The organism is Streptomyces sp. NPDC060035 (assembly GCF_042736635.1).
Classification (GTDB): domain Bacteria; phylum Actinomycetota; class Actinomycetes; order Streptomycetales; family Streptomycetaceae; genus Streptomyces.
Genome location: NZ_JBHWVO010000008.1, coordinates 196,081 through 220,411, shown reverse-complemented (window position 1 = coordinate 220,411; position 24,331 = coordinate 196,081). Strand labels below are relative to the sequence as shown.

At 70.8% G+C, this 24,331-nt stretch carries 24 protein-coding genes and 2 pseudogenes; 13 read left to right on the top strand and 13 right to left on the bottom strand.

The annotated features are described in order from the left end of the window. Nucleotides 1–8: 8 nt before the first annotated feature. Nucleotides 9–671, bottom strand: a complete 663-nt coding sequence (locus ACFWBQ_RS15720) for a PhzF family phenazine biosynthesis protein (protein WP_385488296.1) — start codon at nucleotides 669–671, stop codon at nucleotides 9–11. Nucleotides 672–964: 293 nt separating this feature from the next. On the opposite strand from ACFWBQ_RS15720, the pseudogene ACFWBQ_RS15715 reads away from it, so the two are divergent. The 5 genes and pseudogenes from ACFWBQ_RS15715 to ACFWBQ_RS15695 form a co-directional block, all read left to right on the top strand. Then, nucleotides 965–1,211 (top strand): annotated as a pseudogene (locus ACFWBQ_RS15715) (hemin ABC transporter ATP-binding protein); the annotation flags it as partial. Between the two features lie 179 nt (nucleotides 1,212–1,390). Continuing rightward, nucleotides 1,391–2,527 carry an iron uptake system protein EfeO gene (efeO, locus tag ACFWBQ_RS15710; protein ID WP_385488293.1) on the top strand — a complete coding sequence of 379 codons (1,137 nt, stop codon included), beginning with the start codon at nucleotides 1,391–1,393 and terminating at the stop codon, nucleotides 2,525–2,527. Further along, entirely contained in the window at nucleotides 2,527–3,792 is a 1,266-nt protein-coding gene (gene efeB / locus ACFWBQ_RS15705) for an iron uptake transporter deferrochelatase/peroxidase subunit (protein ID WP_385488290.1), read from the top strand. The genes efeO and efeB overlap by 1 nt, the downstream gene beginning before the upstream one ends. Nucleotides 3,793–3,814: 22 nt before the next feature. Further along, complete coding sequence (efeU, locus tag ACFWBQ_RS15700; protein WP_385488287.1) at nucleotides 3,815–4,783, top strand: iron uptake transporter permease EfeU; 969 nt, start codon at nucleotides 3,815–3,817, stop codon at nucleotides 4,781–4,783. Continuing rightward, nucleotides 4,716–5,660 (top strand): hypothetical protein, encoded by a 945-nt coding sequence (locus tag ACFWBQ_RS15695; RefSeq protein ID WP_385488284.1) that lies wholly within the window; start codon nucleotides 4,716–4,718, stop codon nucleotides 5,658–5,660. The genes efeU and ACFWBQ_RS15695 overlap by 68 nt, the downstream gene beginning before the upstream one ends. Before the next feature lie 96 nt (nucleotides 5,661–5,756). Here ACFWBQ_RS15695 and ACFWBQ_RS15690 read toward each other — a convergent pair whose 3' ends face one another. Continuing rightward, nucleotides 5,757–6,500 (bottom strand): bifunctional DNA primase/polymerase, encoded by a 744-nt coding sequence (locus ACFWBQ_RS15690; RefSeq protein WP_385488281.1) that lies wholly within the window; start codon nucleotides 6,498–6,500, stop codon nucleotides 5,757–5,759. A gap of 134 nt (nucleotides 6,501–6,634) precedes the next feature. Then, nucleotides 6,635–7,261 (bottom strand): TetR/AcrR family transcriptional regulator, encoded by a 627-nt coding sequence (locus ACFWBQ_RS15685; RefSeq protein ID WP_385488278.1) that lies wholly within the window; start codon nucleotides 7,259–7,261, stop codon nucleotides 6,635–6,637. Nucleotides 7,262–7,423: 162 nt separating this feature from the next. Here ACFWBQ_RS15685 and ddaH point away from each other — a divergent pair. Next, nucleotides 7,424–8,260, top strand: a pseudogene (ddaH, locus tag ACFWBQ_RS15680) (dimethylargininase); the annotation flags it as partial. Here ddaH and ACFWBQ_RS15675 read toward each other — a convergent pair. Further along, nucleotides 8,257–9,252, bottom strand: a complete 996-nt coding sequence (locus ACFWBQ_RS15675) for a small ribosomal subunit Rsm22 family protein (protein ID WP_385488275.1) — start codon at nucleotides 9,250–9,252, stop codon at nucleotides 8,257–8,259. The pseudogene ddaH and the gene ACFWBQ_RS15675 sit on opposite strands and share 4 nt — an antisense overlap. 179 nt (nucleotides 9,253–9,431) lie before the next feature. Between ACFWBQ_RS15675 and ACFWBQ_RS15670 the strand changes: the two genes are divergently transcribed. Then, nucleotides 9,432–10,742 carry a hypothetical protein gene (locus ACFWBQ_RS15670; RefSeq protein ID WP_385488273.1) on the top strand — a complete coding sequence of 437 codons (1,311 nt, stop codon included), beginning with the start codon at nucleotides 9,432–9,434 and terminating at the stop codon, nucleotides 10,740–10,742. Here ACFWBQ_RS15670 and ACFWBQ_RS15665 read toward each other — a convergent pair. Next, nucleotides 10,724–12,088 carry a multidrug effflux MFS transporter gene (locus ACFWBQ_RS15665; protein ID WP_385488270.1) on the bottom strand — a complete coding sequence of 455 codons (1,365 nt, stop codon included), beginning with the start codon at nucleotides 12,086–12,088 and terminating at the stop codon, nucleotides 10,724–10,726. The genes ACFWBQ_RS15670 and ACFWBQ_RS15665 overlap by 19 nt on opposite strands. A gap of 85 nt (nucleotides 12,089–12,173) precedes the next feature. On the opposite strand from ACFWBQ_RS15665, the gene ACFWBQ_RS15660 reads away from it, so the two are divergent. Further along, nucleotides 12,174–13,181 (top strand): Gfo/Idh/MocA family protein, encoded by a 1,008-nt coding sequence (locus tag ACFWBQ_RS15660; RefSeq protein WP_385488267.1) that lies wholly within the window; start codon nucleotides 12,174–12,176, stop codon nucleotides 13,179–13,181. Nucleotides 13,182–13,206: 25 nt separating this feature from the next. Here ACFWBQ_RS15660 and ACFWBQ_RS15655 read toward each other — a convergent pair whose 3' ends face one another. Beyond that, on the bottom strand, nucleotides 13,207–14,874 hold the full coding sequence (locus tag ACFWBQ_RS15655; protein ID WP_385488264.1) for an alkaline phosphatase D family protein: 1,668 nt from the start codon (nucleotides 14,872–14,874) through the stop codon (nucleotides 13,207–13,209). A 142-nt stretch (nucleotides 14,875–15,016) separates the two neighbouring features. Here ACFWBQ_RS15655 and ACFWBQ_RS15650 point away from each other — a divergent pair, with 142 nt between their 5' ends. The 3 genes from ACFWBQ_RS15650 (at nucleotide 15,017) to ACFWBQ_RS15640 (ending at nucleotide 17,370) form a co-directional block, all read left to right on the top strand. Further along, nucleotides 15,017–15,775 carry an SDR family oxidoreductase gene (locus tag ACFWBQ_RS15650; RefSeq protein ID WP_385488261.1) on the top strand — a complete coding sequence of 253 codons (759 nt, stop codon included), beginning with the start codon at nucleotides 15,017–15,019 and terminating at the stop codon, nucleotides 15,773–15,775. Nucleotides 15,776–15,924: 149 nt separating this feature from the next. After that, nucleotides 15,925–16,392, top strand: a complete 468-nt coding sequence (locus ACFWBQ_RS15645; protein ID WP_385488258.1) for a lamin tail domain-containing protein — start codon at nucleotides 15,925–15,927, stop codon at nucleotides 16,390–16,392. A gap of 123 nt (nucleotides 16,393–16,515) precedes the next feature. Continuing rightward, complete coding sequence (locus tag ACFWBQ_RS15640) at nucleotides 16,516–17,370, top strand: PhzF family phenazine biosynthesis protein (protein ID WP_385488255.1); 855 nt, start codon at nucleotides 16,516–16,518, stop codon at nucleotides 17,368–17,370. A 26-nt stretch (nucleotides 17,371–17,396) separates the two neighbouring features. Here the strand turns inward: ACFWBQ_RS15640 and ACFWBQ_RS15635 are convergent, their stop codons facing one another. Next, nucleotides 17,397–18,395: an aldo/keto reductase gene (locus tag ACFWBQ_RS15635; RefSeq protein WP_385488252.1), complete on the bottom strand. Its 999-nt coding sequence runs from the start codon at nucleotides 18,393–18,395 to the stop codon at nucleotides 17,397–17,399. 135 nt (nucleotides 18,396–18,530) lie between these two features. Then, nucleotides 18,531–19,142, bottom strand: a complete 612-nt coding sequence (locus ACFWBQ_RS15630) for a TetR/AcrR family transcriptional regulator (protein WP_385488249.1) — start codon at nucleotides 19,140–19,142, stop codon at nucleotides 18,531–18,533. A gap of 104 nt (nucleotides 19,143–19,246) precedes the next feature. On the opposite strand from ACFWBQ_RS15630, the gene ACFWBQ_RS15625 reads away from it, so the two are divergent. Beyond that, complete coding sequence (locus ACFWBQ_RS15625) at nucleotides 19,247–20,698, top strand: MFS transporter (protein WP_385488246.1); 1,452 nt, start codon at nucleotides 19,247–19,249, stop codon at nucleotides 20,696–20,698. 44 nt (nucleotides 20,699–20,742) lie between these two features. Further along, nucleotides 20,743–21,309, top strand: coding sequence for a GNAT family N-acetyltransferase (locus tag ACFWBQ_RS15620; protein WP_385488243.1), 567 nt, complete (start codon nucleotides 20,743–20,745; stop codon nucleotides 21,307–21,309). 48 nt (nucleotides 21,310–21,357) lie between these two features. Here ACFWBQ_RS15620 and ACFWBQ_RS15615 read toward each other — a convergent pair whose 3' ends face one another. From ACFWBQ_RS15615 to ACFWBQ_RS15595, 5 genes are all read right to left on the bottom strand, one after another. Continuing rightward, on the bottom strand, nucleotides 21,358–21,813 hold the full coding sequence (locus ACFWBQ_RS15615; RefSeq protein ID WP_385488240.1) for a pyridoxamine 5'-phosphate oxidase family protein: 456 nt from the start codon (nucleotides 21,811–21,813) through the stop codon (nucleotides 21,358–21,360). A gap of 109 nt (nucleotides 21,814–21,922) precedes the next feature. Then, nucleotides 21,923–22,549 (bottom strand): glyoxalase, encoded by a 627-nt coding sequence (locus ACFWBQ_RS15610; RefSeq protein ID WP_385488237.1) that lies wholly within the window; start codon nucleotides 22,547–22,549, stop codon nucleotides 21,923–21,925. 5 nt (nucleotides 22,550–22,554) lie between these two features. Then, entirely contained in the window at nucleotides 22,555–23,019 is a 465-nt protein-coding gene (locus ACFWBQ_RS15605; protein ID WP_385488234.1) for a helix-turn-helix transcriptional regulator, read from the bottom strand. Between the two features lie 145 nt (nucleotides 23,020–23,164). Further along, a complete protein-coding gene (locus tag ACFWBQ_RS15600; RefSeq protein ID WP_385488232.1) occupies nucleotides 23,165–23,575 on the bottom strand; it encodes a VOC family protein in 411 nt (136 codons plus the stop codon). A gap of 107 nt (nucleotides 23,576–23,682) precedes the next feature. Further along, nucleotides 23,683–24,180: a GNAT family N-acetyltransferase gene (locus ACFWBQ_RS15595; protein WP_385488229.1), complete on the bottom strand. Its 498-nt coding sequence runs from the start codon at nucleotides 24,178–24,180 to the stop codon at nucleotides 23,683–23,685. Between the last annotated feature and the right edge of the window lie 151 nt (nucleotides 24,181–24,331).

Genomic DNA, 24,331 nt, shown 5'->3' with positions numbered 1-24,331 from the left:
CGTTCGGTTCAGCCCTTGGCTGCCAGCAGGACGCGCCCCCCGATCTCCACCGTGCCGTCCGGCGCGGGTGCGGTGAGGATCTGGGAGCCGCGCCCCTGTGCGATGTTGAGGGCGCGGCCCAGCTCCGCGCTCAGCAGCATGGCCGCCGCCCCGGTCGCCTCGTCCTCATCGATTCCTTCCTCCCGTCGCGGGAACGCCCGTGCCCGTACGCGCCCCGCAGCCTCGTCCTCCCAGGCCCAGACGTAGAGCCACCCCGCTCCGGGCGGCGGTTCCGTCAGGGCCTCGACCTCGGCGACCGATGCGTACCGCTCCAGCGTCCACGTCGGCGCCCATTCGGGGCGGGCCGTGATCCAGGTGAACTCGCCGTCCTGGCGGGCGAACACGTCTCCCACGGGCAGCTCCAGGACTTCCAGGTCGAGCAGCCACGCCGCGCCGACGAGCGGATGCCCCGCGAACGGAAGCCGCAGCCCGGGCGTGCGGATGTCCACGTTCCCGCGCTCCGGATCGTCGACGAACACCGTCTCGCTGAAGCCGATCCGGCGGGCGAGCGCCTGCCGGGACTCGTTGTCGGGGTACCTGCGCCCGTCGCGTACGACCCCGAGCTCATTGCCGTGACGGCCGTCCGGGCCGCAGAACACGCGCAGTACGTCGATGCCGTCGTAGTCGTTCACGTGCGCATTCAAGCACCGTACGGGGTTCAGGTGACGCCGCACGGCCGCACCGGCGGGTGCCGGTGCGGCCCTGCGGGTCCCGATGACCGGGGTCAGGCGGTACGGCGGCGGCGCGATGCGATCCGCACTCCCGCGCCCGCTGTCACGACCACGCCCGAGGCCGCGAACAGGGCACCGGCCACAACGTCGGAGCCCGTGGAGGCGAGCGAGCCGGAGCCGCCGACCGCGCGGCCGGTACCGCCGGGGGTCGAGCCGCCTGCCGTGCCGATACCGGTGGCGCCCGATCCGCACCGGTGCTGCGGATCTGCCGGGAGCGGGCGGCAGCCGGGGACGCATGATCGTGATGCTGCACGATCCGGGGCCCGCGGCTGCTTACGCGGACCGGGCCGTGGTCCTGGACGGCGGCCGGATCGCGGCGCCCGGGCCGCCCGCCGAGGTGTTCACGGGGCGCTGCGCGGTGAGGTGTACCGGCAGCCGGTGGACGTGTTCCCGCATCCGCGGACCGGGGTGCCGCTCCTCGTACCGACAAGGGTCACTTGACCTGCGCTTGACCTTCCTGTGGGTTTCCTGTGGGGAGGCCGTGACCTGCTTGTTCTCCTGACCCTCCAGTGAGAGCTGAATCACTGCACGGACGGTTATCGGCCAGGTAAGCCCCCGCTAAGTTAGGTCCGCCTCACCTACCTTTGTCCGGTCCCTCTCTCGTCCCCTGTGGAGCCCGCATGCGAGCCGTTCGTCTCTCCGTTGTCACCGCTGCCGCGACCGTGGCCGCACTGACCGCCGTCACGGGCTGCGCCGAAAAGAGCGACGGCAAGGGGGACGGCGCCGTCCAGGTCATCGCGAAGGACGACTCGTGCGAGGTGTCGAAGACGAAGATCCCGGCCGGCCATGTCGAACTCGCCGTGGAGAACAAGGGATCCAAGGTCACCGAGGTCTACGTCCTGTTCCCGGACGACCGCATCGTCACCGAACGCGAGAACATCGGCCCCGGCACCAAGGCGAAGATCACGGCCGAGGTCAAGTCCGGTACGTACGAGATCGCCTGCAAGCCCGGCATGAAGGGCAAGGGGATCCGGCAGACCGTCGAGGTCACCGGCGGGACGGCGGCCAAGCGCAGCCCCGGGATGGACAAGGCCGTCGCCGGCTACCGCACCTATGTGCAGGCGCAGGCCGACGAGACGCTGCCCAAGGTGAAGGTCTTCACGGACGCCGTGGCCGCGGGCGACATCGAGGCGGCGAAGAAGGCGTACGCGGACTCCCGTATCGGCTGGGAGCGCACCGAGCCGGTCGCCGAGTCCTTCGGTGACATCGACCCGAAGGTCGACGTCCGGGAGGACGGCCTGGAGGACGGTCAGAAGTGGACCGGCTGGCACCGCCTGGAGAAGGCGCTGTGGCAGGACAAGAAGCTGGGTGCCGAGGAGAAGGCGCTCGCTCCCGTCCTCTACCAGGACCTGGCCGACTGGCAGAAGCGGGTGGGCAGGGCCGAGATCACGCCGACCTCGATGGCGAACGGCGCCAAGGAACTCCTCGACGAGGTCGCCACCGGCAAGGTCACCGGTGAGGAGGAGCGCTACAGCCACACCGACCTTGTCGACTTCAAGGCCAACGTCGAGGGTGCGGAGAAGTCGTACGAACTGCTCAAGCCGATCGCGTCGAAGAACGACGCGGCGCTGACCGCCTCCCTGGACAAGCAGTTCGCGGCCCTGGACACGCTGCTGGACAAGTACCGCGCGGACAAGGCGTCCTACGAGTTCACCTCGTACGACAAGGTCGGCAAGGCGGACCGCAAGGAGCTCTCGGACGCGGTCAACGCGCTCGCCGAGCCGCTGTCCAGGCTCGCCGCCGCGGTGACGAAGTAATGCCGGCCGTCAACGGCGAGGCCCCCGGGGAGAAGGACCCGGCCCCGTCCCGTCGCGCACTGCTCGGCTGGGGCGGTGCCGGGCTGGCGCTGGGCGCCGTGGCGGCGGGCGGCGCGGTCGCCGCGGTGCGCTCCGACCAAGGTTCGGAGCCGGCCGCGGACAGCGGCGCGGCCGTGCCGTTCCACGGTGTGCACCAGGCGGGCATCGCCACCGCCGTACAGGACCGGCTGCACTTCGCCGCGTTCGATGTGACGACGAAGGACAGGGCCGAGCTGATCGCTCTGCTCAAGGAGTGGACCCGGGCCGCCGAGCGGATGACGGCCGGGCGGACCGTGGGCGACGGCGCGTACGGAGGCCTGGCCGAGGCACCGCCGGACGACACGGGTGAGGCGCTGGGCCTCAAGCCGTCCCGGCTGACCCTCACCATCGGCTTCGGTCCTTCCCTGTTCGCCGAGAACCGGTTCGGCCTCGAGGACAGCCGCCCCGAAGCGCTGGTGGATCTGCCGAAGTTCCCCGGAGACAATCTCGACGCCACCCGCAGTGGCGGAGATCTGTGCGTCCAGGCGTGCGCGGACGACCCGCAGGTGGCCGTGCACGCCGTCCGCAACCTCGCCAGGATCGGCATGGGGCGCGCCTCGGTCCGCTGGTCGCAACTGGGCTTCGGCAAAACCTCGTCGACGACGCCCGACGCCCAGACCCCGCGCAACATGATGGGCTTCAAGGACGGTACGCGGAACATCGCGGGCACCGATGACGCCGCCCTGACGAAGCACGTGTGGGTGGGCCGGAAGGACGACGACGGGTGGATGACCGGGGGTTCGTACCTGGTGGCCCGGCGCATCCGGATGCACATCGAGACCTGGGACCGCACTCCGCTCCAGGAGCAGGAGGACATCTTCGGCCGGGACAAGGGTGAGGGCGCCCCCGTCGGCAGGTCGAAGGAGCGCGACGAGCCGTTCCTGAAAGCGATGCTGCCCACCGCCCATGTACGGCTCGCCCACCCGGACACCAACGGCGGGGCGTCGATCCTGCGGCGCGGCTACTCCTTCACCGACGGCACGGACGGTCTGGGCAGGCTCGACGCCGGGCTGTTCTTCCTCGCCTACCAGCGCGACGTCCGCAAGGGCTTCATTCCGGTGCAGCGCAGCCTCGCGGCGAACGACGCGCTCAACGAGTACATCCAGCACGTGGGTTCGGCGGTCTTCGCGGTTCCGCCGGGCGTTCGCGACAAGGACGACTGGTGGGGCCGGGCACTGTTCTCATGACCGACACCGTGGAAGGACCGGCATGTTCGGTAACTATCTGATCGGCCTGCGCGAGGGTCTCGAGGCCAGTCTGGTCGTCTGCATCCTCGTCGCGTACCTGGTCAAGACCGGCCGCCGTGACGCGCTGCGCCCGGTGTGGACCGGCATCGGCATTGCCTGCGCCATCTCGCTGGCCTTCGGCGCCGCGCTCGAATTCGGTTCCCAGGAGCTGACGTTCGAGGCGCAGGAGATGCTCGGCGGTTCGCTGTCGGTCATCGCCGTCGCACTGGTGACCTGGATGGTGTTCTGGATGCGGCGGACGGCGCGGCATCTGAGGGCGGAGCTGCACGGCAAGCTCGACGCGGCGCTCGCGATGGGCACCGGCGCGCTCGTCGCCACGGCCTTTCTCGCGGTGGGCCGCGAGGGTCTGGAGACCGCGCTCTTCGTGTGGGCGTCGGTTCGGGCCAGTGGTGAGGGTTCCTCGTCGCCGCTGATCGGTGTGCTGCTGGGTATCGCGACCGCGATCGCGCTGGGCTGGCTCTTCTACCGGGGTGCGCTGAAGATCAACCTGTCGAAGTTCTTCACCTGGACCGGCGGCATGCTGGTGATCGTGGCGGCGGGCGTGCTCGCCTACGGCGTGCACGACCTCCAGGAGGCCCGCTTCCTGGGCGGACTGCAGAACAAGGCGTTCGACATCACCAGCACCGTTCCGCCGGACAGTTGGTACGGCACCCTCCTCAAGGGGGTATTCAACTTCCAGCCCGATCCGACCGTTCTTCAGGTCACGGTGTGGGCGCTGTATCTCATCCCCACGCTCGCGCTGTTCCTCGCCCCGGTAGGGTTCAGGCGGTCAGTGCGGACGACGGATCAGAAGGCGCAGAAGGCAACGGATGACAAGGCTGGGTCGACTGGCGGCGGGGCTCGCGACAGTGACGGTACTGAGCGTGACGGCGAGCGGCTGCGTGACGGTGCACGGCGAACTGGAAGTCGTGCCGGGAGCGACGAAGTCTGAGGCCGCACAGGCCCTCGACGACTTCACCGTCGCCTACAACAAGGCGGACAAGGCGTACGATCCGGCGCTGGACGCGGACCGGGTGACCGGCTCGCTGGGTGCGATCAACCAGGCCGGACTGAAGGCACGTCGGAAGACCAGTCCGCAGGGCAACGCGTCGCACAGGCCGCTGGAGCTGGCGGACGCATCGTTCACCATTCCCAAGAAGGCGGGCTGGCCCCGCTGGTTCGTCGCGGACACGGACTCCAACCGCGACCAGGACGACGGGAAGCTGGACACACGCTGGCTGCTGGCGTTCCTCCGCACCGGCCCGGACGCGCCCTGGAAGGCCTCCTACCTGGCGGTCGTCCCCCGGTCCCAGGTGCCGAAGTTCCGCAAGGACGCCGACGGCTGGGCGCAGCCCGTGCCCTCGGCGGACACGGACGACGCCCTGGCCGTGAAGCCGAAGGGCCTCAGTGGGACGTACACGGGCTACCTGGCGAAAGGAGCACCGGATGTCTTCGCTTCGGGGGCGACGACGTCGGGCTGGCGGGATGCGCGCAAGAACACGCGCAGGGCGGGCTTCTCGTTCCAGTACGTCGACCAGGCGCTGGACACGGGGGCGTTCGCGCCCCTGGGGCTGACGACGGAGGACGGTGGGGCCCTTGTCTTCTTCAGCAGCAAGCACTTCGAGCGGCAGACCGCGGCCCCGGGACTGCGTCCGACGGTCACCGCGGACGTGGAGGCGCTGCTGACCGGTGAGGTGAAGAGCACCCTCACCAAGGAGCGGGTCTCCAGTCAGCTGGTGTACGTGCCCAAGCGGGGCGCCGGGGATGCGGGCGGCAAGGTGCGCGTGCTGAACCGGCTGCCCGGCCTGATCGCTGCACAGGGCTCGTGACCTCCGGGGGACCGGTTCCCGGCGCGCGTACGCCCCGGGGCCGCTCCTCCCGGGGCGGCGCCCATGCCCCGGGGCAACGTCCGGCGACGGCGTCCCTCAGCGGCTGAGCGGCCAGGCCACCGCATCGTGGTCGAGGTCGCTCTCGTCGGCCGTGTCCGCGTACTGCGCACAGGCGTCGGTCAGCGTCTCGAGCAGGGTCAGAGGGTCGGGCAGCGGATTCTCCGCGCCGCGGATCCAGTGCACATCCAGCTCACCGGGGAGCCGCGCGGGCGGCAGGAGGACATAGCTGCCGCGGCAGTGCCAGCGCAGTCCCGGGTGCTCGTCCATGGTCTCGGGATGGCAGTCCAGCTCGCACGGCCACCACTCGTCCTCTTCCTCGGGGGTACCGCGGGTGGCGGTGAAGAAGAGCATCCGGTCCTCACCGGACTGGGCCACGGGGCCGACGTCGATGCCCGCTTCGACGAGCCGTTCCAGAGCGGCCCGGCCGGCCGTCAGGGGGACGTCGAGGACGTCGTGGATCAGGCCCGTCGCGGTGATGAAGTTGGCCAGTGGCTGGCCTGCTGCCCAGCGCTCGATCTGTGCGCGGTCCGTCGTGGACTGCGTCTGCCAGGCGAACGAGATGGGATGCCGGGCGGGAGTGGGACATCCGATGCGCTCGCACGAACATCGGTATCCGGACGGATGCGCGGCGGGAGAGATCGGCATCCCTGCTTCGGCGACGGCCAGGAGCAGCTCCAGCCGGGCGGCGTCGTCAGCTTCCGGCTGCGGTTTCGGCCGACGGCGCAGCCATTGGGAAATCCTGCTCTCTGTGCCGCGATAGCGGCCGGAATCGGCGCCCATCAATCCCCTCACCTCAGCGTTGCTTCTCCATGGTCCCACCATCCTGCTCCTCGGGTGGCCAGAGTTCCCAAGCGGGTACCCCTGCCACCACACAGAGTGGAACACACCTGCACCGAATGTAAGGGAATGGCCGTCTACTTCATGGGCCCGGAGCCGAGTCCCCGCAGGGTGTGGTCGACGACCGCGTCCGCGTACGCATGGGTGAGCGGAAGGGTCCGGAGCAGCCAGCGGTGGGTGAGCGGGGCGATCAGCAGTTCCAGGGCGATGCGCGGATCGATGTCGTCGCGCAGCTCGCCGGCCTCCTGGGCGGAGCGCAGCCGTGTGACATACAACTGCATCTGCGGATCGAGCAGCTTCTCGACGAACTGGGCACCCAGCGCCGGATCGATGATGCCCTCGGCGGCGAGTGCGCGAGTCGGCGCCTCGGTCACGGGGTCGTTCAGCTCGTCGACGGTCGCCCGCAGGACGAGCTTGAGGTCGGCCGCCAGATCCCCGGTGTCGGGGATCGCGTAGTCACCGCCGCCACCGGCCTCCTCGGCCGCCCGGGTGCCCAGGTCGATGAAGGCCTCCATGAGAACGGCCGCCTTCGACGGCCACCAGCGGTAGATCGTCTGTTTGCCGACTCCCGCACGGGCGGCGATACCCTCGATCGTCGTCCTCGCGTAGCCGGCCTCGCCGACGAGGGCGAGGGCCGCGTCATAGATCGCACGGCGGGAGCGGTCGCTGCGGCGGCTGGAATCGGGCGCCTTGTGGGGTGACATCCGCCCAACCTACAAGCTCACGGTCCGATACGTATCGTCTTGTCGGCTGCCGGACGACCATCGCATGAACCACCCGATCGGATCACTGCGCATCGGCCGGAAGCAGCGCACCATGAACTCACGCACAGACCGTGCGCATCCCACCGTTCCGCAGCTCCGGCTGCCGTTCGTGAGGAGCCTGCATTGACTCGTGACGCCACCCCTCGTCGCTACCTGATGTGCGCCCCGGCCCACTTCGAGGTCACCTACTCCATCAACCCGTGGATGGACCCCTCGAAACCTGTGGACCTGCCGCTGGCCACCACCCAGTGGGAGGACCTGCGCGACCGCTACCGCTCGCTCGGCCACACCGTCGAGCTGCTCACCCCGAGCCCCGACCTCCCCGACATGGTGTTCGCCGCCAACGGCGCCACCGTCATCGACGGACGTGTGCTGGGCGCCCTGTTCGCGTACCGGGAGCGGTATGCGGAGGCCGAGGCACACCGGGACTGGTTCCGCGCCCACGGCTTCACCGACATCCATGTACCGGATCACGTCAACGAGGGGGAGGGCGACTTCGCCGTCACCTCCTCGTATCTCCTGGCGGGGCGCGGCTTCCGGTCCAGTCCGCTCTCCCACGACGAGGCCCAGGAGTTCTTCGGGCGTCCCGTGATCGGCCTCGATCTGGTGGACCCGCGCTACTACCACCTGGACACGGCCCTGTGCGTCCTCGACGACGCGGCCGACGAGATCATGTACTACCCCGGGGCCTTCTCGCCGGGCAGCCGGTCCGTGCTGGCCAGGCTCTTCCCCGACGCGCTGATCGCCCAGGAGGCGGACGCCGCGGCGCTGGGCCTCAACGCGGTCAGCGACGGCCGCCATGTGCTGCTTCCGCAGGCCGCGGTAGGGCTCCTCGATCCGCTGCGGGACCGCGGCTTCGAGCCGGTCCCGATGGACCTCGGCGAACTGCTCAAGGGCGGCGGCAGCGTGAAGTGCTGCACCCAGGAGCTGCGGCCCTAAGCCTCCTCCGGGGTCGGCCAGGCGTCGCCCCACGCGGTGTCCCGGGCGGCACGGTACAGCTCGCCGTGCCGCTTGGTGACCGTCGCGCGCTGCAGGCCCTCCTCGCGGGTGCAGAGCTCGAGGAGCACCTGGCCCTTGCGGATCTGCGGCCTGCGGGTGACCCGTGCCCGTACCGGATCGGTGGGGAAGCGGGTCGCCACGACATAGCTGAACTTCTCGTCCTCGTGGCTCAGCGAGCCTCCCTTCACCCGGCGGTGCAGGGAGGAGCGGCTGACCCGCGCCGAGAAGTGGCACCAGTCCGTGCCCGGCTCGATGGGACAGGCGTCGCTGTGCGGACAGGGTGCCGCGACGGTCAGCCCGGCTGCGATCAGCAGGTCACGGGCCTCGATGATGCGGGCGTAGCCGTCGGGGGTGCCCGGCTCGACGATCACCACAGCCTGCGCGGCGGCCGCGGCCGCGTCCACCAGCTCGACCCGGTCCTTGGGGGTGAGCTCCTTGAGGACGTACGAGACGGTCACCAGATCCGTGGGCGCGAGTTCCAGCGCCGCGCCGATGCTGGCGCGCTGCCACTTCGCGTCCCGCAGCCCGGGAAGGCCCGACGCCACGGCCAGCTCACGGCCGAGCTCGAGGGCGGGCTCGGCCCAGTCCAGCACCGTCGTGCGCGGCCCTTCCCAGGCCCCGGCGACGGCCCAGCTCGCCGCGCCCGTACCGCCCCCGACGTCGGTGTGCGTGGCGGGCGCCCACTGCGGCGCGGCCTCACGGAGTGCCGCGAGGGCGGACCGTACGGCCTCGAAGGTCGCGGGCATCCGGTAGGCGGCGTACGCGGCGACGTCCGACCGGTCGCGCAGGACCGGGGCGTCGGTGGGCGTGGTCCCGCGATAGCTGGCGATCAGCCGGTCGACGGCCTGTGCGGCCTGCTTGGGCGGCAGCCCGTCGAGCAGCACGGCCAGGGCCGCGCGCAGGGCTTCCGATGTGGGGAGAGTGGCGTTCACCGCCGAATTGTAGGCGCAGTCGGCCGGGCAGTCACGGTCCGGTGGTCCGGTGCGGAACCGGGACAGAACGGCGACGGGACCGAACTGCTCTTCGCTGCGGTCCTGTTGCTACGCTGACCGGCGCCGGATCTGGGTCAGATCATTCGGGACCGGCAGGGGGATTTTTCATCGGGGGGACCATGAGGCAGAAGATCGTGCGCCTGGCTCTGGTCGGCGGGGTGCTCTTCCTGGCGCTGCTGCTCCTGCTGGCGACCTGCGGCGGAGACGGCGGCAGCGACAAGAAGGACGACGAGCCGAAGAAGCCGGCGAAGAAGAGCGCGGGCCCGGCAACGCAGTTGACCGTTCCGCCGGCCTACACGACGGCCCGCGGCTGGGAGATCATGGGCGTGGGGCCCGATTACGCCCTCTCGCACACGACGGGCCGGCTCGCCTATCTGGTGAAGGCCTCCGACAACCGCTACCGGCTGCGGACCGTCGACACGCAGACGGGCCGCGACGGCTGGAGCGGCGAGGCATGGCGGCCGCCGGACCCGCTGCACTTCCCGAAGCTGCTCACCGTCGCCAAGGACGACCGGCAGTTCTTCGTGACCTGGTCGTACGGGAAGGTCGGTGACGGGCTGTCCCCGGCCGACGCCTTCGTCTCGCTGGATGTGTACGACGCCGCGGACGGCGAGCGCCGGCGCGTCGAGGTGCCGTGGAGCGGCGCGCCGACGGTCACGGCGACCGGCCCCGACATCCTGATCAGCGACGGCCGGGCGAACAGCGCGGCCGTCGATCCGGTGACCGGTCGGGTCTCGGAGGTCGCCGCCGCCGCGGTGACGTACCCGAAGGGCTGCGCGGCCTGCAAGCAGCTCACCGAGGTACGCGGGCAGACGGCGAAGGGGTTGCTGCTGAGCGGGGTGCGCGAATTCTGGGTGCGGGGCGGCTGGTTCAGCCGGAAGGTCGCGCCCAAGGGCGCCGACGCGCTCTCCGGCGTACCGACGTCGGTGGTCTCGGACCGGATCCTGGCGAAGTGGCAGCTCGCCAAGGGTGCGAAGCGTGCCGCGACGCATGAGCTGTGGACGGTGCACGACGCGGTGAGCGGTAAGGCGGTGGTCTCGGTGGAGTGCCACAGGCCGGCCATCGAGCCCGGGCGCTTTCCGCAGGCCGTCGTCTCGCCTTCGGGCCGCTATCTGGTGGCGGGGAACCTGGCCTTCGACCTGGAGGCCGCGAAGGGGGTCTGCTTCGAGGAGGACGACGGGTCGGCGCAGCTGACGCTCGCCTCGGTGACGGACGCGGGTAGCGCGTTCGGCGCGACGGACGCACGCGACGCCGCCGACGCCCTGGAGGGCGGCGGCGCCCCGGTCACGATGAGCTTCACGACCTGGGGCACCGAGCCACTGCCACTGAATGTGCGGCTGCCGGAGATGGAGACGTCCGGGACCGGCCTGTTCCGCTGGACGGACCGGAAGGACCGGCTGCACCTGCTCGGCTATCCGCGCGTCGGCTGATCCTGCTGTCCGCCCCTGTTCTGCCACGGCCTGCACAGCCCCAGGAAGCACGCCATCGCGGAGAGGGCGCACACGACCTGCACCACGGCCATGGGTACGGCCGTGTGCTCGCCCGCGATCCCGACCAGGGGCGAGGCAATGGCACCGATGAGGAACGCCGACGTACCCAGCAGCGCGGACGCGGACCCCGCCGCGTGCTTCGTGCGCATCAGGGCCTGGGCGTTGGTGTTGGGCATCGCCAGGCCCATGGCCGACATCAGGACGAAGAGCCCGGTGGCGACCGGCAGCAGGCCCACGTCGCCGAAGACCCCGGAGGTCATCAGCAGCAGGGCGACCGCCGCGAGGGAGATGACGGCGAGGCCGAAGCCGAGTGCCTTGTCCAGGCTGATCCGGCCGACCAGCACCTTGCCGTTGATCTGGCCGACGGTGATCAGCCCGATCGAGTTGATGCCGAAGAGCAGGCTGAAGGTCTGCGGCGAAGCTCCGTATATCTCCTGCACGACGAACGGGGACGCGCTCACGTAGGCGAAGAGCGCGGCGAACGCGAGACTGCCCGCGATCATGTAACCGGTGAACACCCGGTCCGCCAGCAGTCCGCGCATGGTGCGCAGCGCGTCACCGATGCCGCCGGTGTGCCGTTCCTTCTCGGGCAGCGTCTCGTGCAGCCATTTCCACACGATCAGGGTGAGCAGCACGCCGACGACGGTGAGCACGGCGAAGATGCCGCGCCAGTCGGTGAACCGCAGCACCTGTCCGCCGATCACGGGCGCGATGACGGGAGCGACGCCGGAGATCAGCATCAGGGTGGAGAAGAACCGGGCCATCTCCATGCCGTCGAAGAGGTCGCGCACCACGGCCCTGGAGATCACTATGCCTGCCGCGCCCGCCAGTCCCTGCAGCAGGCGGAAGCCGATGAGGAGTTCCGCGGAAGGGGCGAAGGCGCAGATCGCGGTGGCGACCACGTAGATGATCATGCCGAGGAGCAGCGGCTTGCGCCGTCCCCACCGGTCGCTCATCGGTCCGACGACGAGCTGGCCGAGCGCCATGCCGGTGAGGCACGCGGTCAGCGTGAGCTGGACGGTCGCGGCCGGGGCGTGCAGCGCGTCGGTGACCGCGGGCAGCGCCGGGAGGTACATGTCCATGGAGAGCGGCGGCAGCGCGGTCAGCCCGCCGAGGACCAGGGTGACCAGGAGTCCGGCCCGCCGTGCGGCGTTGGTGGCGGAGGGACCTGGAGCTGCCGGTATCTGTTCCTGCCGTACTGGCTGGATATGCCGCTCTCGCTGCTCGTGGCGCTCGTACTGTTGTTGGTGTTCCTGCTGGGCCCGGCTCACGCCGCTGTCCGGCATCCTCGTCTCCGCTTCGTTGAATCCACATCTATGCTCTCAGCTCAGCTGTAGTGGTCGAAACCTTTTTGCGTGAGGGCGGGCGGGCATGAGCAGGACTGTGCGTTGGGGTGTACTGGCGACGGGCGGCATAGCCGCGACGTTCACCGCGGATCTGCTGGCGATGAAGGACTCCGGCGCCGAGGTCGTGGCGGTCGCCTCCCGTACGGATGCCTCCGCGAAGGCGTTCGCCGAGCGGTTCGGGATCGGGCGGGCGTACGGCAGCTGGGCGGAGCTCGTCGCCGACGACGACATCGACGTCGTGTACGTGGCCACTCCGCACTCCGCGCACCGGGAGGCTGCCGGACTCGCGCTGGAGGCCGGGAAGCACGTGCTGTGCGAGAAGGCCTTCACGCTCAACGAGCGCGAGGCGCAGGAGCTCGTGACCCTGGCCCGGCAGCGCGGGCTCTTCCTGATGGAAGCCATGTGGACCTACTGCAACCCGGTCATCCGCCGGATGACCGAACTGGTGCAGGACGGCGCCATCGGTGAGATCCGCACGGTACAGGCCGACTTCGGCTTCGCGGGCACCTTCGGCGCCGAGCACCGGCTGCGGGATCCCGCGCTGGGCGGCGGCGCGCTGCTGGACCTCGGGGTCTATCCGGTGTCGTTCGCGCACCTGCTGCTGGGCGAGCCGGACCGGGTGCAGGCGGACGCGCTGCTGTCCCCGGAGGGCGTCGACCTCAACACCGGGATGCTGCTGGGCTGGGACTCGGGTGCCACGGCGCTGCTGAGCTGTTCGATCGTGGGGAACCTGCCCACCACCGCGTCGGTCACCGGTACGGCCGGGCGGATCGACTTCCCGCACGGCTTCTTCCACCCGGAGCGCTTCGTCCTGCACCGCTCCGGCCGCGAGCCCGAGGACATCACCACGGGCCCCGGACCGCAGGGCCTTTCGGGTATGCAGTACGAGGCCGCCGAGGTGACGCGTGCGCTGCGTGCGGGCGAGACGGAGTCCCCGCTGGTACCGCTGGACGGCTCGCTCGCGGTGATGCGGACGCTCGACGCGGTGCGTGACCGCATCGGCGTCCGCTATCCGGCGGACGACCGCGCCTGACTGTTCCGGCCGGCGCGGGGCCGGGTCACGCGGGGGTGAGCCCCGGGTTCCCTGCCTCGGTCACGAAGGACGCGGCCGTACTCACGGGCGCACCGGGCGTGGTGACGGCCGACACCGTACGGAAGTCGGCGCGCGCCTGCTCCGTGCCGAGGGTGACGAGGGCGTAGCCGCGGCGGCCGTTGTAGAACTTCATGTGCGGGTTGGCCTGGGTCAGGTTGGTCCAGTTGGCCGGCTTCTCGGCGCCGTCCTTGCCGCTGGCGATCGAGGTTGCCACGATCTCCGTGCCGACGGTCCGGGACGCCGGGTCGTCGAAGTCCTTCTTCAGGTCGAAGCCGTAGCCGACGTGGACGTCCCCGGTCAGCACCATCAGGTTGTCGACCCCGGCGGCGTCCGCCCCGTCCATGAGCCGCTGCCGGGAGGCCGGGTAGCCGTCCCACGAGTCCATGGACAGCTTGAAGGCGTCCGTGGGCACGTCACGCCGCTGGGCGAAGGTGACCTGCTGGGGTACGACGTTCCAGCGGGCGTGCGAGTTCTTCCAGCCGTCGAGCAGCCAGCGCTCCTGGGTGGCTCCCGTCATGGTGCGCGACGGGTCCTCGGACTCCGGTCCGGGGACCTTCCAGCCGTCTCCGTACGCCTGGTTGCTGCGGTACTGGCGGGTGTCGAGGATGTCGAACTGGGCGAGCCGGCCGAACTGCAGGCGGCGGTAGAGCCGCATGTCGGGGCCGGTGGGGCGCTGCGGGGTGCGCAGCGGCTGGTTCTCCCAGTAGGCGCGGTAGGCGGCGGCCCTGCGCAGCAGGAACTCCTCCGGCGGGACGCTGTTCTCGGGGATGTCGCCGGCGTAGTTGTTCTCGGTCTCGTGGTCGTCCCAGGTGACGACGAAGGGGTGCGCCGCGTGGGCGGCGCGCAGATCGGGGTCGGACTTGTAGAGGCCGTACCGCATGCGGTAGTCCTCCAGCGTGACCGTCTCCCGGTTGTAGTGGGCCGGGAGGACGCGGTCGGTGTAGTTGCGGGCGCCGCCGGTGGCGGTGACCGCGTACTCGTAGAGGTAGTCGCCGAGGTGGAAGACCACGTCGACGTCCTCGGCGGCGAGGTGCTTGTAGGCGGTGAAGTACCCGTCGTGGTAGGCCTGGCAGGAGACGGCGGCCAGGGTCAGCGAGCTGTTGCGGGCACCGCGGGCGGGCGCCGTGCGGGTCCGGCCGGCGGGGCTGATCCAGTTGCCGGCGCGGAAGCGGTAGTAGAAGGTCCGGTCCGGGTCGAGGCCGTCGACGTCCACGCGGACGCTGTGACCGTACTCCGGATGGGCAGTGACGGATCCGCGCCGGACGGCCCGGGTGAAGCGCTCGTCGCGGGCGATCTCCCAGCGGACCTGTACGCGGGTGGCGGGCAGTCCGCCGTCGGCCTCGTAGGGGCGGGGCGCGAGTCTCGTCCACAGGAGGACGGAGCCGGGCAGCGGGTCGCCCGAGGCGACGCCGAGGGTGAAGGGGTCCTCGGTGATCTTCCGGGCGTCGAGCTCGGCGGCGCTCGCGGCGCCTGCGGCGGGCAGGTTGACGGCGAAGGCCAGCGCGGCGGCGGCGCCGGTGACGGTGAGGAACCTGCGGCGGTCCACGCCGGACCCGAGCCGCTGCGCGGCGATGCGGAGCTCGGCGGAATGCCCCTGCTGACCGGGCGTACTGCTGATCCGTGCGGCTGTCATATGCCCCTCCCCTGCTGGATGCTGTCAGAGGCATTGGAATGTGGGGCGACGACCTGCCGTTGGCGGGTACACAACATCCTTATGGCGGTGCGATGAGCACCGCGTGCCCAGCGCCGCCAAACCTCCCGTACGCTGCCGGGCCATGAACGCTGAGCAGAGAATCGCTGTCGTCACGGGTGCGGGATCGGGCATCGGACGGGCCGTCGCCCGCACTCTCACGGGCGCGGGCTGGACGGTGATCCTGGCGGGGCGGCGGGAGGAGACCCTCAAGGAGACCGCCGCTGCCGCAGCCGGTCCGGGCGACACGCTGTGCCTGCCCACCGATGTGACGGATCCGGACGGGGTGACGGCACTCTTCTCGCTCGCCCGGGAGCGCTTCGGCCGCCTCGATCTGCTCTTCAACAACGCGGGGACGTTCGGACCGCGTTCGGTGCCGGTCGAGGACATCGCCTACGAGGACTGGCGGACGGTGGTGGACGTCAACCTGACGGGGGCGTTCCTGTGCGCGCAGGCGGCGTACCGCCTGATGAAGGAGCAGGACCCGCAGGGCGGCCGGATCATCAACAACGGCTCCATCTCCGCGCACACCCCCCGCCCGCACTCGATCGCGTACACCGCGACGAAGCACGCCATGACAGGTCTGACGAAGTCGCTGTCACTGGACGGGCGTCCGTACCGGATCGCCTGCGGGCAGATCGATATCGGCAACGCGGCGACCGATATGACGGAGCGGATGCAGACGGGAATCCTCCAGGCCAGCGGCGAACTGTCCGTCGAACCGGTGATGGCGGCGGCGGACGTGGCGCGGACGGTCCTGCACATGGCGGAGCTGCCGCTGGAGGCGAATGTGCAGTTCGCGACGGTCATGGCGACGGCGATGCCGTACGTGGGCCGGGGCTGACACCTCGGCACCCGCACGGCCCGTGCCGTCATGCCCGAACCCGTCGCAAAATGACCGAGTTTGCTGATTTCCACCGTCGACGCCCGGCAAGCGCGTGCTGCCCGTATGCTGCTGACCTTCACTAGAAGCACACAGAAGGAACACACAGCATGCGCATACGCACCGCCGCGCCTCTCGCCCTGGCCGCCGCCACCGTTCTGGCCGGCTCGCTCCTCGCCACGGCCCCGGCCTCGGCGGCCTCCCATCAGGGCGGGTTGCACCTCGGCAAGATCCAGTACGACAGCCCCGGCAAGGACACCCGGACGACCACGTCGCTGAACGCCGAGTTCGTGGACATCCACAACAACGGCACGTCGAAGCTCCAGCTCAAGGGCTACCGGCTCAAGGACAACACCGGTTACACGTACACCTTCGGCAGCTACACGGTCGCCGCGGGCAGGACGGTCCGGGTCCACACGGGCAAGGGCAGGAACGCCGGGTCCCACGTGTACTGGAACCGCGGTTCGTACGTCTGGAACAACACCGGCGACAAGGCCCGGCTGTACAAGCCCAGCGGTACGCTCCAGGACTCCTGCTCCTGGACGAGGACGAGCAACGGCGTCAAGGTCTGCCACTGACCGCAGTGAACGGCCGCCGCGGCCCGGGGGGTCCGCGGATCGGCCAGGGGGGTGGTCCGGGGAGTCAGGGCCCCGTGCCACCCCCCGGGAATGCTCTTGGCCGCCGTTCAGTTGACGTGTGGCATGAGCCCACTTCCCAGCACCGAGGTGCTCCGCTACACCGCCTTCTCCGCCGATCCGGAGGGGGGCAATCCCGCCGGTGTCGTGCTGGACGCATCCGGTCTCGACGACGCGGCGATGCTCGCCGTCGCAGCTGAACTGGGCTACAGCGAGTCGGCGTTCCTCACCGCACAGGACGGCCGGGGCGGGTACACGATCCGCTATTTCAGCCCCAAGGCCGAAGTCCCGTTCTGCGGCCATGCGACGGTCGCGACGGCGATAGCCCTCGCCGAACGCGACGGCCCCGGCGACCTGACCTTCGCCACCGCCGCGGGCACGGTCCCGGTCACCGTCACCCGGGAGGGCGACGAGTACCGCGCGACCCTCACCAGTGTCGAGCCGCACGTCTCGGACATCGGACCGGACGACCTGGCGGAGGCCCTGGCGGCGCTGGACTGGCCGGCCGCCGACCTCGACCCGGCACTGCCGCCCCGCATCGCCTACGCGGGCGCCCGCCACCTGGTACTGGCCGCCGCGACCCGTGAGCGACTGGCCGACCTGGACTACGACTTCGCCCGGCTGGAGGCGCTGATGCGCCGCCTGGACCTGACCACCCTCCAGCTGGTCAGACGCGAGTCGGCGACCGTCTTCCATGTCCGCGACCCGTTCCCGGTCGGCGGTGTGATCGAGGACCCGGCGACGGGTGCGGCGGCGGCCGCGTTCGGCGCGTACGCCCGGGAGCTCGGCCTCGTCCCGGACAACGCCGTCCTCACCCTCCACCAGGGCGCGGACATGGGCCGCCCCGGCACACTCACCGTGGAACTGCGCCCGGACGACTCCCGGATCAGGGTGAGCGGCACGGGGACCCGTATCGGCTGACCGGCCGCACCCCTCCCCACCCGTTCTCACGCGAGCAGGCCGGCGACCTCCTTGAGCTGCTCGGGTCGCAGCGGGCCGTGGGCGAGGGCTCCCGCGTTCTCCTCGGCCTGGGCGACCGTCCGGAAGCCGGGGATCGGCACGGTCCGCCCGCTGCGCGCCCACAGCCAGCCGAGGGCCCCCTGGGCGAGGGTGCGGCCGTCGGCGGTCAGCACCTCGCGGATGGCCTCGACCCGTGTCGTCCAGTGCTCCGCCGGCACGCCGCCCGCCTCGAACCAGCTCAGCCAGGCGGGCGGCGTGGACCGGATGTCTCCCGTGGCCGCACGTCGGCCCGGCTCGCGAGTGCCGGCCAGGAGGCCCATCGCCAGCGGGCTCCGGATGATGCTGATCAGACCCCGCTCCTCGCTGAGGCTCAGCATCTCGGGAGCGTCCTCCAGCACATTGCAGGCGTGCTGGACGGCCGCGCAGTGCGCACCTTCGGCGAACAGCGCGGCGCGCTCCGGGTCGTCGGTGCTCCACGCGTAGGCCCGGATCAGCCCCTCGGCCACGAACTCCTCGCAGGCGTCGCGCAGTTCCGCCGCCAGGGTCAGCGGGGTGTCGCCGAGATGCAGTTGATAGAGGTCGACCCGGTCGGTCCCCAGCCTGCGCAGCGAGGCGATGAGCGCCTCACGGGCGTACGCCGGAGACCTGTCGGCCCCGTCCATCGTGCGGGTCCGCTCGTCGAAGAGGTTGCCCCACTTGGTGGCGATCACGGCCTCGTCCCGCCTGCCCGCGAGCGCCCTGCCCAGCACGCGTTCGCTGTGCCCGGCCCCGTACACGTCCGCGGTGTCGAAGAAGGTCACCCCGAGGTCGAGTGCCCGGCGGATCGCGGCCACCGACTCGTCGTCGTCGACCTTGCCCCAGCCGAGCGGGCTGCCGTCGGGCGCCGACCACTCGCCGCCGATGGCCCAGCACCCGAAGCCGAGCGCACCGACCTCGATCCCGCTGCGGCCCGGTGCCCTTCTCCGCCCATCCGATTCTGTCTGCATGACCGCCGAAGCTACGAGTTGGAGTGCACGAGAAGTCAAGCGGCCTGCCGCCACGGCCGCTCCGTCAGCTCACCTGCGCTGATCCTGCGGCAGCTCACCGCACGGCCCTCCGTGCTCACCTGCACGGGTCCACCGTCAGCTCACGTACACACCCGCCCGCGCCGCCACCGCCGCCGCCTCGGCCGCGCGGTCTGCGGCGGCCTCGTCGAGGGGGTCGCCGCTGGCCAGCAGCCGGTAGTAGAGGGGCGCCGAGACGGCCCGGATCACCTCGCCCGCGTCGGTTCCGGCGGGCAGTTCACCCCGCTCGACCGCCGCGTCGACGCAGCCCGACCACTCCGCGATGCGCACCGCGTAGAAGCGGTGCAGCGCCTCGGCCGTGCGGGCGTCGCAGGTGGACGCCGCGATCACGGCGGCGAAGAGCGCACCCTGGCGCGGGTCGGTCAGGGTCCGTACCACCAGCCTGGCGTTGGCCCTGAGGTCCTCGTCCAGAGAACCCGTGTCCGTACGAGGGACGGACTGCTCCGCCATGTCCGTGAGCAGATCGGCGACCAGACCGGCCGTGCCGGCCCAGCGCCGGTAGACCGTCGTCTTGCCGACCTCGGCACGGCGTGCGACATCGGCGAGGTCGAGCCGGTCGAACCCCTGCTCGACCAGCGCGTCACCGGCCGCCCGCAGGACCGATTCCCGCACCCGGGCGGTGCGCCCACCGGGCCGGACCATGCCCGGCTCCACTCCCTCAGCATCCATAACGGGTCTCCAGTTCCATTAATAGCCCTTGCCCTGCTACGGTGACCTCACTCTAACGGAACCACAGGCCCGTTAGGTCATCCGCCTTCAGGAAAGGGCTCCCCATGTCCACGTCCCGCACGGCACCCCTCACCGCCCCAACGCCCCCGGCCCCTCCCCTTCTCCGCATGACCGGACGGCAGAAGCTCGTCCTCGTGCTTCTCCTCGGCGCACAGTTCATGATCGCCGTGGACTTCTCGATCCTGAACGTCGCCCTGCCCGCCGTCGGCGAGGGACTCGGCTTCTCCCTCTCCCACCTCCAGTGGATCGCCACCTCCTTCGCACTGGCAGCCGCCGGATTCACGCTGCTGTTCGGCCGCATCGCCGATCTCGTCGGCCGTAAGCGCCTGTTCGTCGGCGGCATGGTCGCCCTCGGCCTGTCCTCCGTACTCGGCGGACTCGCCACCTCCCCCGAGATGCTGCTCATCGCACGGGTACTGCAGGGCCTGGCCACCGCGGCCGTCACCCCGGCCGGGCTCGCCCTGCTCACCACGGCGTTCAAGGAGGGGCCCCTGCGCGAACGCGCCCTCGGCCTCAACGGCGCCCTGATGTCGGCCGGTTTCACCGCCGGGGCGATCCTCGGCGGGCTGCTGACCGATCTGCTCTCCTGGCGCTGGGCCTTCTTCATCAACGTCCCCGTCGCCGCACTCGTCGTGGCCCTCGCCCCGTCCGTGATCGCCGACTCCCGGCCGGCCGTACGCCCCAAGCTCGACGTGCCGGGCGCCGCGACCGTCACCGGCGGCCTGCTGGTCCTGGTGTACGGGCTGACGCAGGCCGGCGAGTCCGGCTGGCTGGCACCGACGACCCTGGCCGCACTGCTCGCGGGCGCGGCGCTCCTCGCCGGCTTCTGGTTCGTCGAGAAGCGGGCGGCGGCCCCCCTCGTCCCGGTGCACATCCTGAAGCGGCGCAGCGTCATCTGGGGCAACGCCACCGGGCTGATCGCCTTCGTGACCGAGACCTCCCTGGTCTTCCTGCTCACGCTCTACCTCCAGGAGGTCCTCGGCTACTCGCCGCTCGCCACCGGCCTCGCCTTCGGTGTCCTCGGCGTCGGGACCGTCGTCGGCGGCATGCTCGGTGGCCGTGCGGTGGGAAGGTTCGGCAACCGGCGCACGATCGTCCTCGGCGGCGTCGTCCAGGCCGCCGCCACGCTCTCGCTGGTGGCGCTCGGCACCTCCGGCGGCTGGATCCAGCTCCTGCTGGCCGCGACCTTCATCGGCGGCGTCGGCAACATGCTGATGATCGTGGGCTTCATGGTCACCGCCACCTCCGGACTCCCCGACGAGGAGCAGGGCCTGGCCACCGGGCTCGCCACGATGACGCAGCAGGTCGGCATCACGATGGGCATCCCGGTCATGAGTGCGGTCGTCACCGCGCGGATGGGCACGGCCACCGGGCCCGACGCGGTGCTGTCCGGCGTCTCGGCCGCGGTCCTCGTCAACTCGGCACTCGTCCTGGCCGGCGCCCTGCTCGCCGGAGCCTTCCTCGGCCGGCCCGGCGCGCGGACATCCGCCGGGTGAGTCGGGCCCGGCCGGCGGAACGCCTTCGCGACAGGATGGCGCACATGGCACACCCTCTGACCGTTCCCAGCCTGACCGCCGGAGCCGACTTCGTCCTGCGCCCCTGGGAGATGAGCGATCTGCCCCTCGTGCGTGAGGCGGCGGCGGACGACTACATTCCGCTGATCACCACGATCCCCTCGCCGTACTCGGACGCGGAGGCCGAGGCGTACGTCCGGCGCCAGTGGGAGCGGGCGGAGACCGGCGCCGGCTATCCGTTCGCCATCGTCCGCACCCGGGACCGGCGGCCGGTCGGCTCCATCGGGCTGTGGCTCAGGGATGCGGCCGAGGGCCGCGCATCGGTCGGGTACTGGATGAGCGGACGCGCCCGCCGGCAGGGAGTGGCCGGCGCGGCGCTCCGTACGGTCACCACCTGGGCCCTGCACGAACTTCGTATCCCCCGCGTCCACCTCCTCGTCGAGCCGTGGAACACCGCCTCGGCGCGGACCGCCGAGAGCGCCGGGTACCGGCGCGAGGGGCTGATGCGGGGCTGGCAGCAGGTCGGGGGCCACCGCCGGGACATGGTCATGTACGCGCAGCTGAACGACGACGGCGCACCCTCCGACGGCTGATCGGCCGCACCGCTCGCCACGTCGCACGGGTGGGTTCCCGTACTGCCGTCAGCCGAGCCATCGGCCGTCGCGCATGAGGTCGCGTCCCTGCAGCTCGTTCGCCTCGCGCCAGGCCTGGATGCGCCGCGGCCGGATCAGGAAGTACTGGTAGGGCTCGTCGAGCGCGCGCGGGTCGAAACCGGTTCTGGTCGCGAACGCGTCGCCCGTCTTCGGAGCGAGGCCGGCGACGTCCACCGGCTCGGCGGTGCCGTCGACGACGACGGCGTCGCGGGTCGGCCCGAGGCTGAGCCTCACCCGGCGGTCCGCCAGCAGGTTGCGGCCGGTGACCGAGGCGCGCGGCGTCGAGATGAGGAACGCGGTCCCGTCCCAGAGGTACGAGAGCGGGATGAGGTGGACGCCGCCCGGGGAACCCGACGTCGCGACCCAGAGATCGACGTCGCTCTCCAGCTTGGCGCGGGTGTCCCGCAGCCTCTCCTCACGTCCACGCGGCGGCGCGCCCGTCATGATTCCTCCAGCTCATTGCGTCCGGAGCCCTTCCTTGAGGGGACGGACCCGGTCGGTCATCGGTCGGTACGTACGGACGTATCTGTTCGGCGGCGACAGCAGCGCCACATCAGGGCGTGAGTGCCGACGATGCGGCCTCCCACGCAAACCCGTCCGGGTCGGTGAAGGGCCCGGCGTCACCGTCGATCATGAGCCGGTGCGATCCGGTGCCGTCGGGAGAGACACCGGCGTCCTTGGCCAGGGCACGGCGCCTGTACAGCGCCAGCTTGACGGGGCTCGACCCGGCCTCGAACTCGACGTACACGCGGCCGAAGCTCTTCGCCACGGCAAGGCCCTGGCCGACGTAGAAGCGCTTACTCGCGACGACATCGGCGACTCCCAGCAGGAGCACGATCGAGTCGATCTGCCGGGTGGCAGGACCGGTGTCCTTCTTCGCCGAGGTCGCGACCTTCCAGATCGTCCCGTCCGGGGCCTGCACGACTCCGCCGTAGCCCCAGATCGACTTCGTGACAGGCTTCAGCGAGGTGGCTCCGGCGTCGAGGGCGGCGTCGATGAGGCTGTTGACGTTGGACGGCTGGGACACCGTGAGCGAGAGCGTGAACCCGCGGAATCCGGTTGTGGGTGCTTCCGAGGCCCGCAGGCGTACCTGCGTGTCCAGACCGAAGGCGGTGGTGTAGAAGTGGCGGGCGGCCGTGGGGTCGGCCACGTCGAGGGTGACTGCTGCGATGGATGTCATAGTCATCACGCTAGTTGCGGCTCGGCGGTCGGCGCTTCTTGATTCCTGACCGGTCTTGTCACCTGTTTCGCCACACACGGCGGCATCCCCGCCGCAGCGCCCGTCGCGGCGCGCCGGTAGGCACTGGGCGCCATGCCGACCAGTTCGGTGAAGCGGGTGCTGAAGGTGCCCAGCGACGAGCAGCCGACCGCGAAACAGACCTCGGTGACGCTGAGGTCGCCCCGACGCAGCAACGCCGTCGCGCGCTCGATGCGCCGCGTCATCAGGTACGTGTACGGCGCCTCGCCGTACGCCAGCCGGAACTGGCGGCTGAGGTGCCCGGCGGACATGTGCACGCCGCGGGCGAGCGCCTCGACGTTCAGGGGCTGCGCGTACTCCCGGTCGATCCGGTCGCGGACGCGGCGCAGTCGGGCGAGGTCGTTCAGGCGCTGCGCCGCGGTGCGTGCGCGTGCCCACGAGGGGTGACACATGGAGGACTCCTTTTCGTCGAGGTCCGGGAGCACCTCGGTGGCATGCCGAGGCAGCCGGCGAGGTGCTCGACGGCGATGGCCGGCTGCCGGTTCTCCGCGGGTGTCGTGACGCCGGCCATCACGGCCGGATCGTTGACCGGACGGATCAGCGCAGCTCCTGGATGCGGATCAGGTTGCCCGCGGGATCACGGAAGGCACAGTCGCGGATGCCGTACGGCTGCTCGGTCGGCTCCTGGACGACCTCGGCGTCGCCGGCCTGCAGCTTCTCGAAGGTGCCGTCGAGGTCCCGGGTGGCGAGCAGGATCCAGCCGTAGGTGCCCTTGGCCATCATCTCGGCGATGGTGCGGCGCTCGTCCTCGGTGACCCCGGGGTCGGCTGCCGGCGGCGCCAGGAGGATGGAGGTGCTGGGCTGGCCGACGGGGCCGACCGTGATCCAGCGCATCTTTCCCTGTCCGACGTCACTGCGGACCTCGAAACCGAGCGCGTCCCGGTAGAAGGCCAGGGACGCGTCCGGGTCGTCGTGCGGGAGGGAGCTTGTGTGAATGGTGATGTCCATAACGATCAGGTTAGGTGCGGCTCCATGACCCGCGCTTCTCGATTCCTGATTGATCCGGCCCCTGTTCCCGCCACCTGGATCCTGGATCCTGCTCGCCGTCGCCGTACCTACGCGGCGGCAGCCCTCCACCGGTACAGAACGTCCGGCTCCTTCTCCTCGTTGCGGCTGCCGTCGTCGTAGGACACCGCGGTGAACCCGTGCCGCTCGTAGAAGGCGCGCGCGGCGGTGTTGCGCTGGAACGTGTACAGGCTCAGCTCGCCGCCCGAGGCCTCCTTGAGCCGGGCGAGGAGCTGCGAGCCGATGCCGCGGCGCAGGGAGTCGGGGCGCAGGTAGAGCTGGTCGAGCTCGCCCCCGTCCGCGTCCAGCGAGGCGAACCCGAGCACCTCCCCGGCCTCGCCCTCGGCGACCCACACCGTGCTCCCCGGCAGCACGACGTGGGTGATCCAGGCGAGCGTGTCCTCATCGCTGTGGACCCGCGGCAGGTACGGCAGGACGTCGGCCCGCGAGTCCAGGAAGACCCGGGTGATCTCCTCGGCATCCCGGGCCGACGCGGCGCGCAGCCGTATCGCGGTCCCTGCCTGCTGTGCGGACTCGTCCATCGCCATCCGGTCGCTCCCTCGCTCGTGAACGCACAGCTATATCAAGGACAGCGGGGCCTGACACGGTCTTTTCGGGTCCGGGGCCGACGGGAGCACGACGGGCGAACTCCCGGGCGGCACGCGGATCAGGCCGGACGGACGACAGGCGCCGAGGCTG

What these genes read in the sequence shown, in the direction of transcription:
- efeO (WP_385488293.1), top strand. Translation starts at nt 1,391, where the DNA reads ATGCGAGCCGTTCGTCTCTCCGTTGTCACCGCTGCCGCGACCGTGGCC.
- efeB (WP_385488290.1), top strand. Translation starts at nt 2,527, where the DNA reads ATGCCGGCCGTCAACGGCGAGGCCCCCGGGGAGAAGGACCCGGCCCCG.
- efeU (WP_385488287.1), top strand. Translation starts at nt 3,815, where the DNA reads ATGTTCGGTAACTATCTGATCGGCCTGCGCGAGGGTCTCGAGGCCAGT.
- ACFWBQ_RS15690 (WP_385488281.1), bottom strand. Translation starts at nt 6,500, where the DNA reads ATGGGCGCCGATTCCGGCCGCTATCGCGGCACAGAGAGCAGGATTTCC.
- ACFWBQ_RS15685 (WP_385488278.1), bottom strand. Translation starts at nt 7,261, where the DNA reads ATGTCACCCCACAAGGCGCCCGATTCCAGCCGCCGCAGCGACCGCTCC.
- ACFWBQ_RS15670 (WP_385488273.1), top strand. Translation starts at nt 9,432, where the DNA reads ATGAGGCAGAAGATCGTGCGCCTGGCTCTGGTCGGCGGGGTGCTCTTC.
- ACFWBQ_RS15665 (WP_385488270.1), bottom strand. Translation starts at nt 12,088, where the DNA reads ATGCCGGACAGCGGCGTGAGCCGGGCCCAGCAGGAACACCAACAACAG.
- ACFWBQ_RS15660 (WP_385488267.1), top strand. Translation starts at nt 12,174, where the DNA reads ATGAGCAGGACTGTGCGTTGGGGTGTACTGGCGACGGGCGGCATAGCC.
- ACFWBQ_RS15655 (WP_385488264.1), bottom strand. Translation starts at nt 14,874, where the DNA reads ATGACAGCCGCACGGATCAGCAGTACGCCCGGTCAGCAGGGGCATTCC.
- ACFWBQ_RS15650 (WP_385488261.1), top strand. Translation starts at nt 15,017, where the DNA reads ATGAACGCTGAGCAGAGAATCGCTGTCGTCACGGGTGCGGGATCGGGC.
- ACFWBQ_RS15645 (WP_385488258.1), top strand. Translation starts at nt 15,925, where the DNA reads ATGCGCATACGCACCGCCGCGCCTCTCGCCCTGGCCGCCGCCACCGTT.
- ACFWBQ_RS15640 (WP_385488255.1), top strand. Translation starts at nt 16,516, where the DNA reads ATGAGCCCACTTCCCAGCACCGAGGTGCTCCGCTACACCGCCTTCTCC.
- ACFWBQ_RS15635 (WP_385488252.1), bottom strand. Translation starts at nt 18,395, where the DNA reads ATGCAGACAGAATCGGATGGGCGGAGAAGGGCACCGGGCCGCAGCGGG.
- ACFWBQ_RS15630 (WP_385488249.1), bottom strand. Translation starts at nt 19,142, where the DNA reads ATGGATGCTGAGGGAGTGGAGCCGGGCATGGTCCGGCCCGGTGGGCGC.
- ACFWBQ_RS15625 (WP_385488246.1), top strand. Translation starts at nt 19,247, where the DNA reads ATGTCCACGTCCCGCACGGCACCCCTCACCGCCCCAACGCCCCCGGCC.
- ACFWBQ_RS15620 (WP_385488243.1), top strand. Translation starts at nt 20,743, where the DNA reads ATGGCACACCCTCTGACCGTTCCCAGCCTGACCGCCGGAGCCGACTTC.
- ACFWBQ_RS15615 (WP_385488240.1), bottom strand. Translation starts at nt 21,813, where the DNA reads ATGACGGGCGCGCCGCCGCGTGGACGTGAGGAGAGGCTGCGGGACACC.
- ACFWBQ_RS15610 (WP_385488237.1), bottom strand. Translation starts at nt 22,549, where the DNA reads ATGACATCCATCGCAGCAGTCACCCTCGACGTGGCCGACCCCACGGCC.
- ACFWBQ_RS15605 (WP_385488234.1), bottom strand. Translation starts at nt 23,019, where the DNA reads ATGTGTCACCCCTCGTGGGCACGCGCACGCACCGCGGCGCAGCGCCTG.
- ACFWBQ_RS15600 (WP_385488232.1), bottom strand. Translation starts at nt 23,575, where the DNA reads ATGGACATCACCATTCACACAAGCTCCCTCCCGCACGACGACCCGGAC.
- ACFWBQ_RS15595 (WP_385488229.1), bottom strand. Translation starts at nt 24,180, where the DNA reads ATGGCGATGGACGAGTCCGCACAGCAGGCAGGGACCGCGATACGGCTG.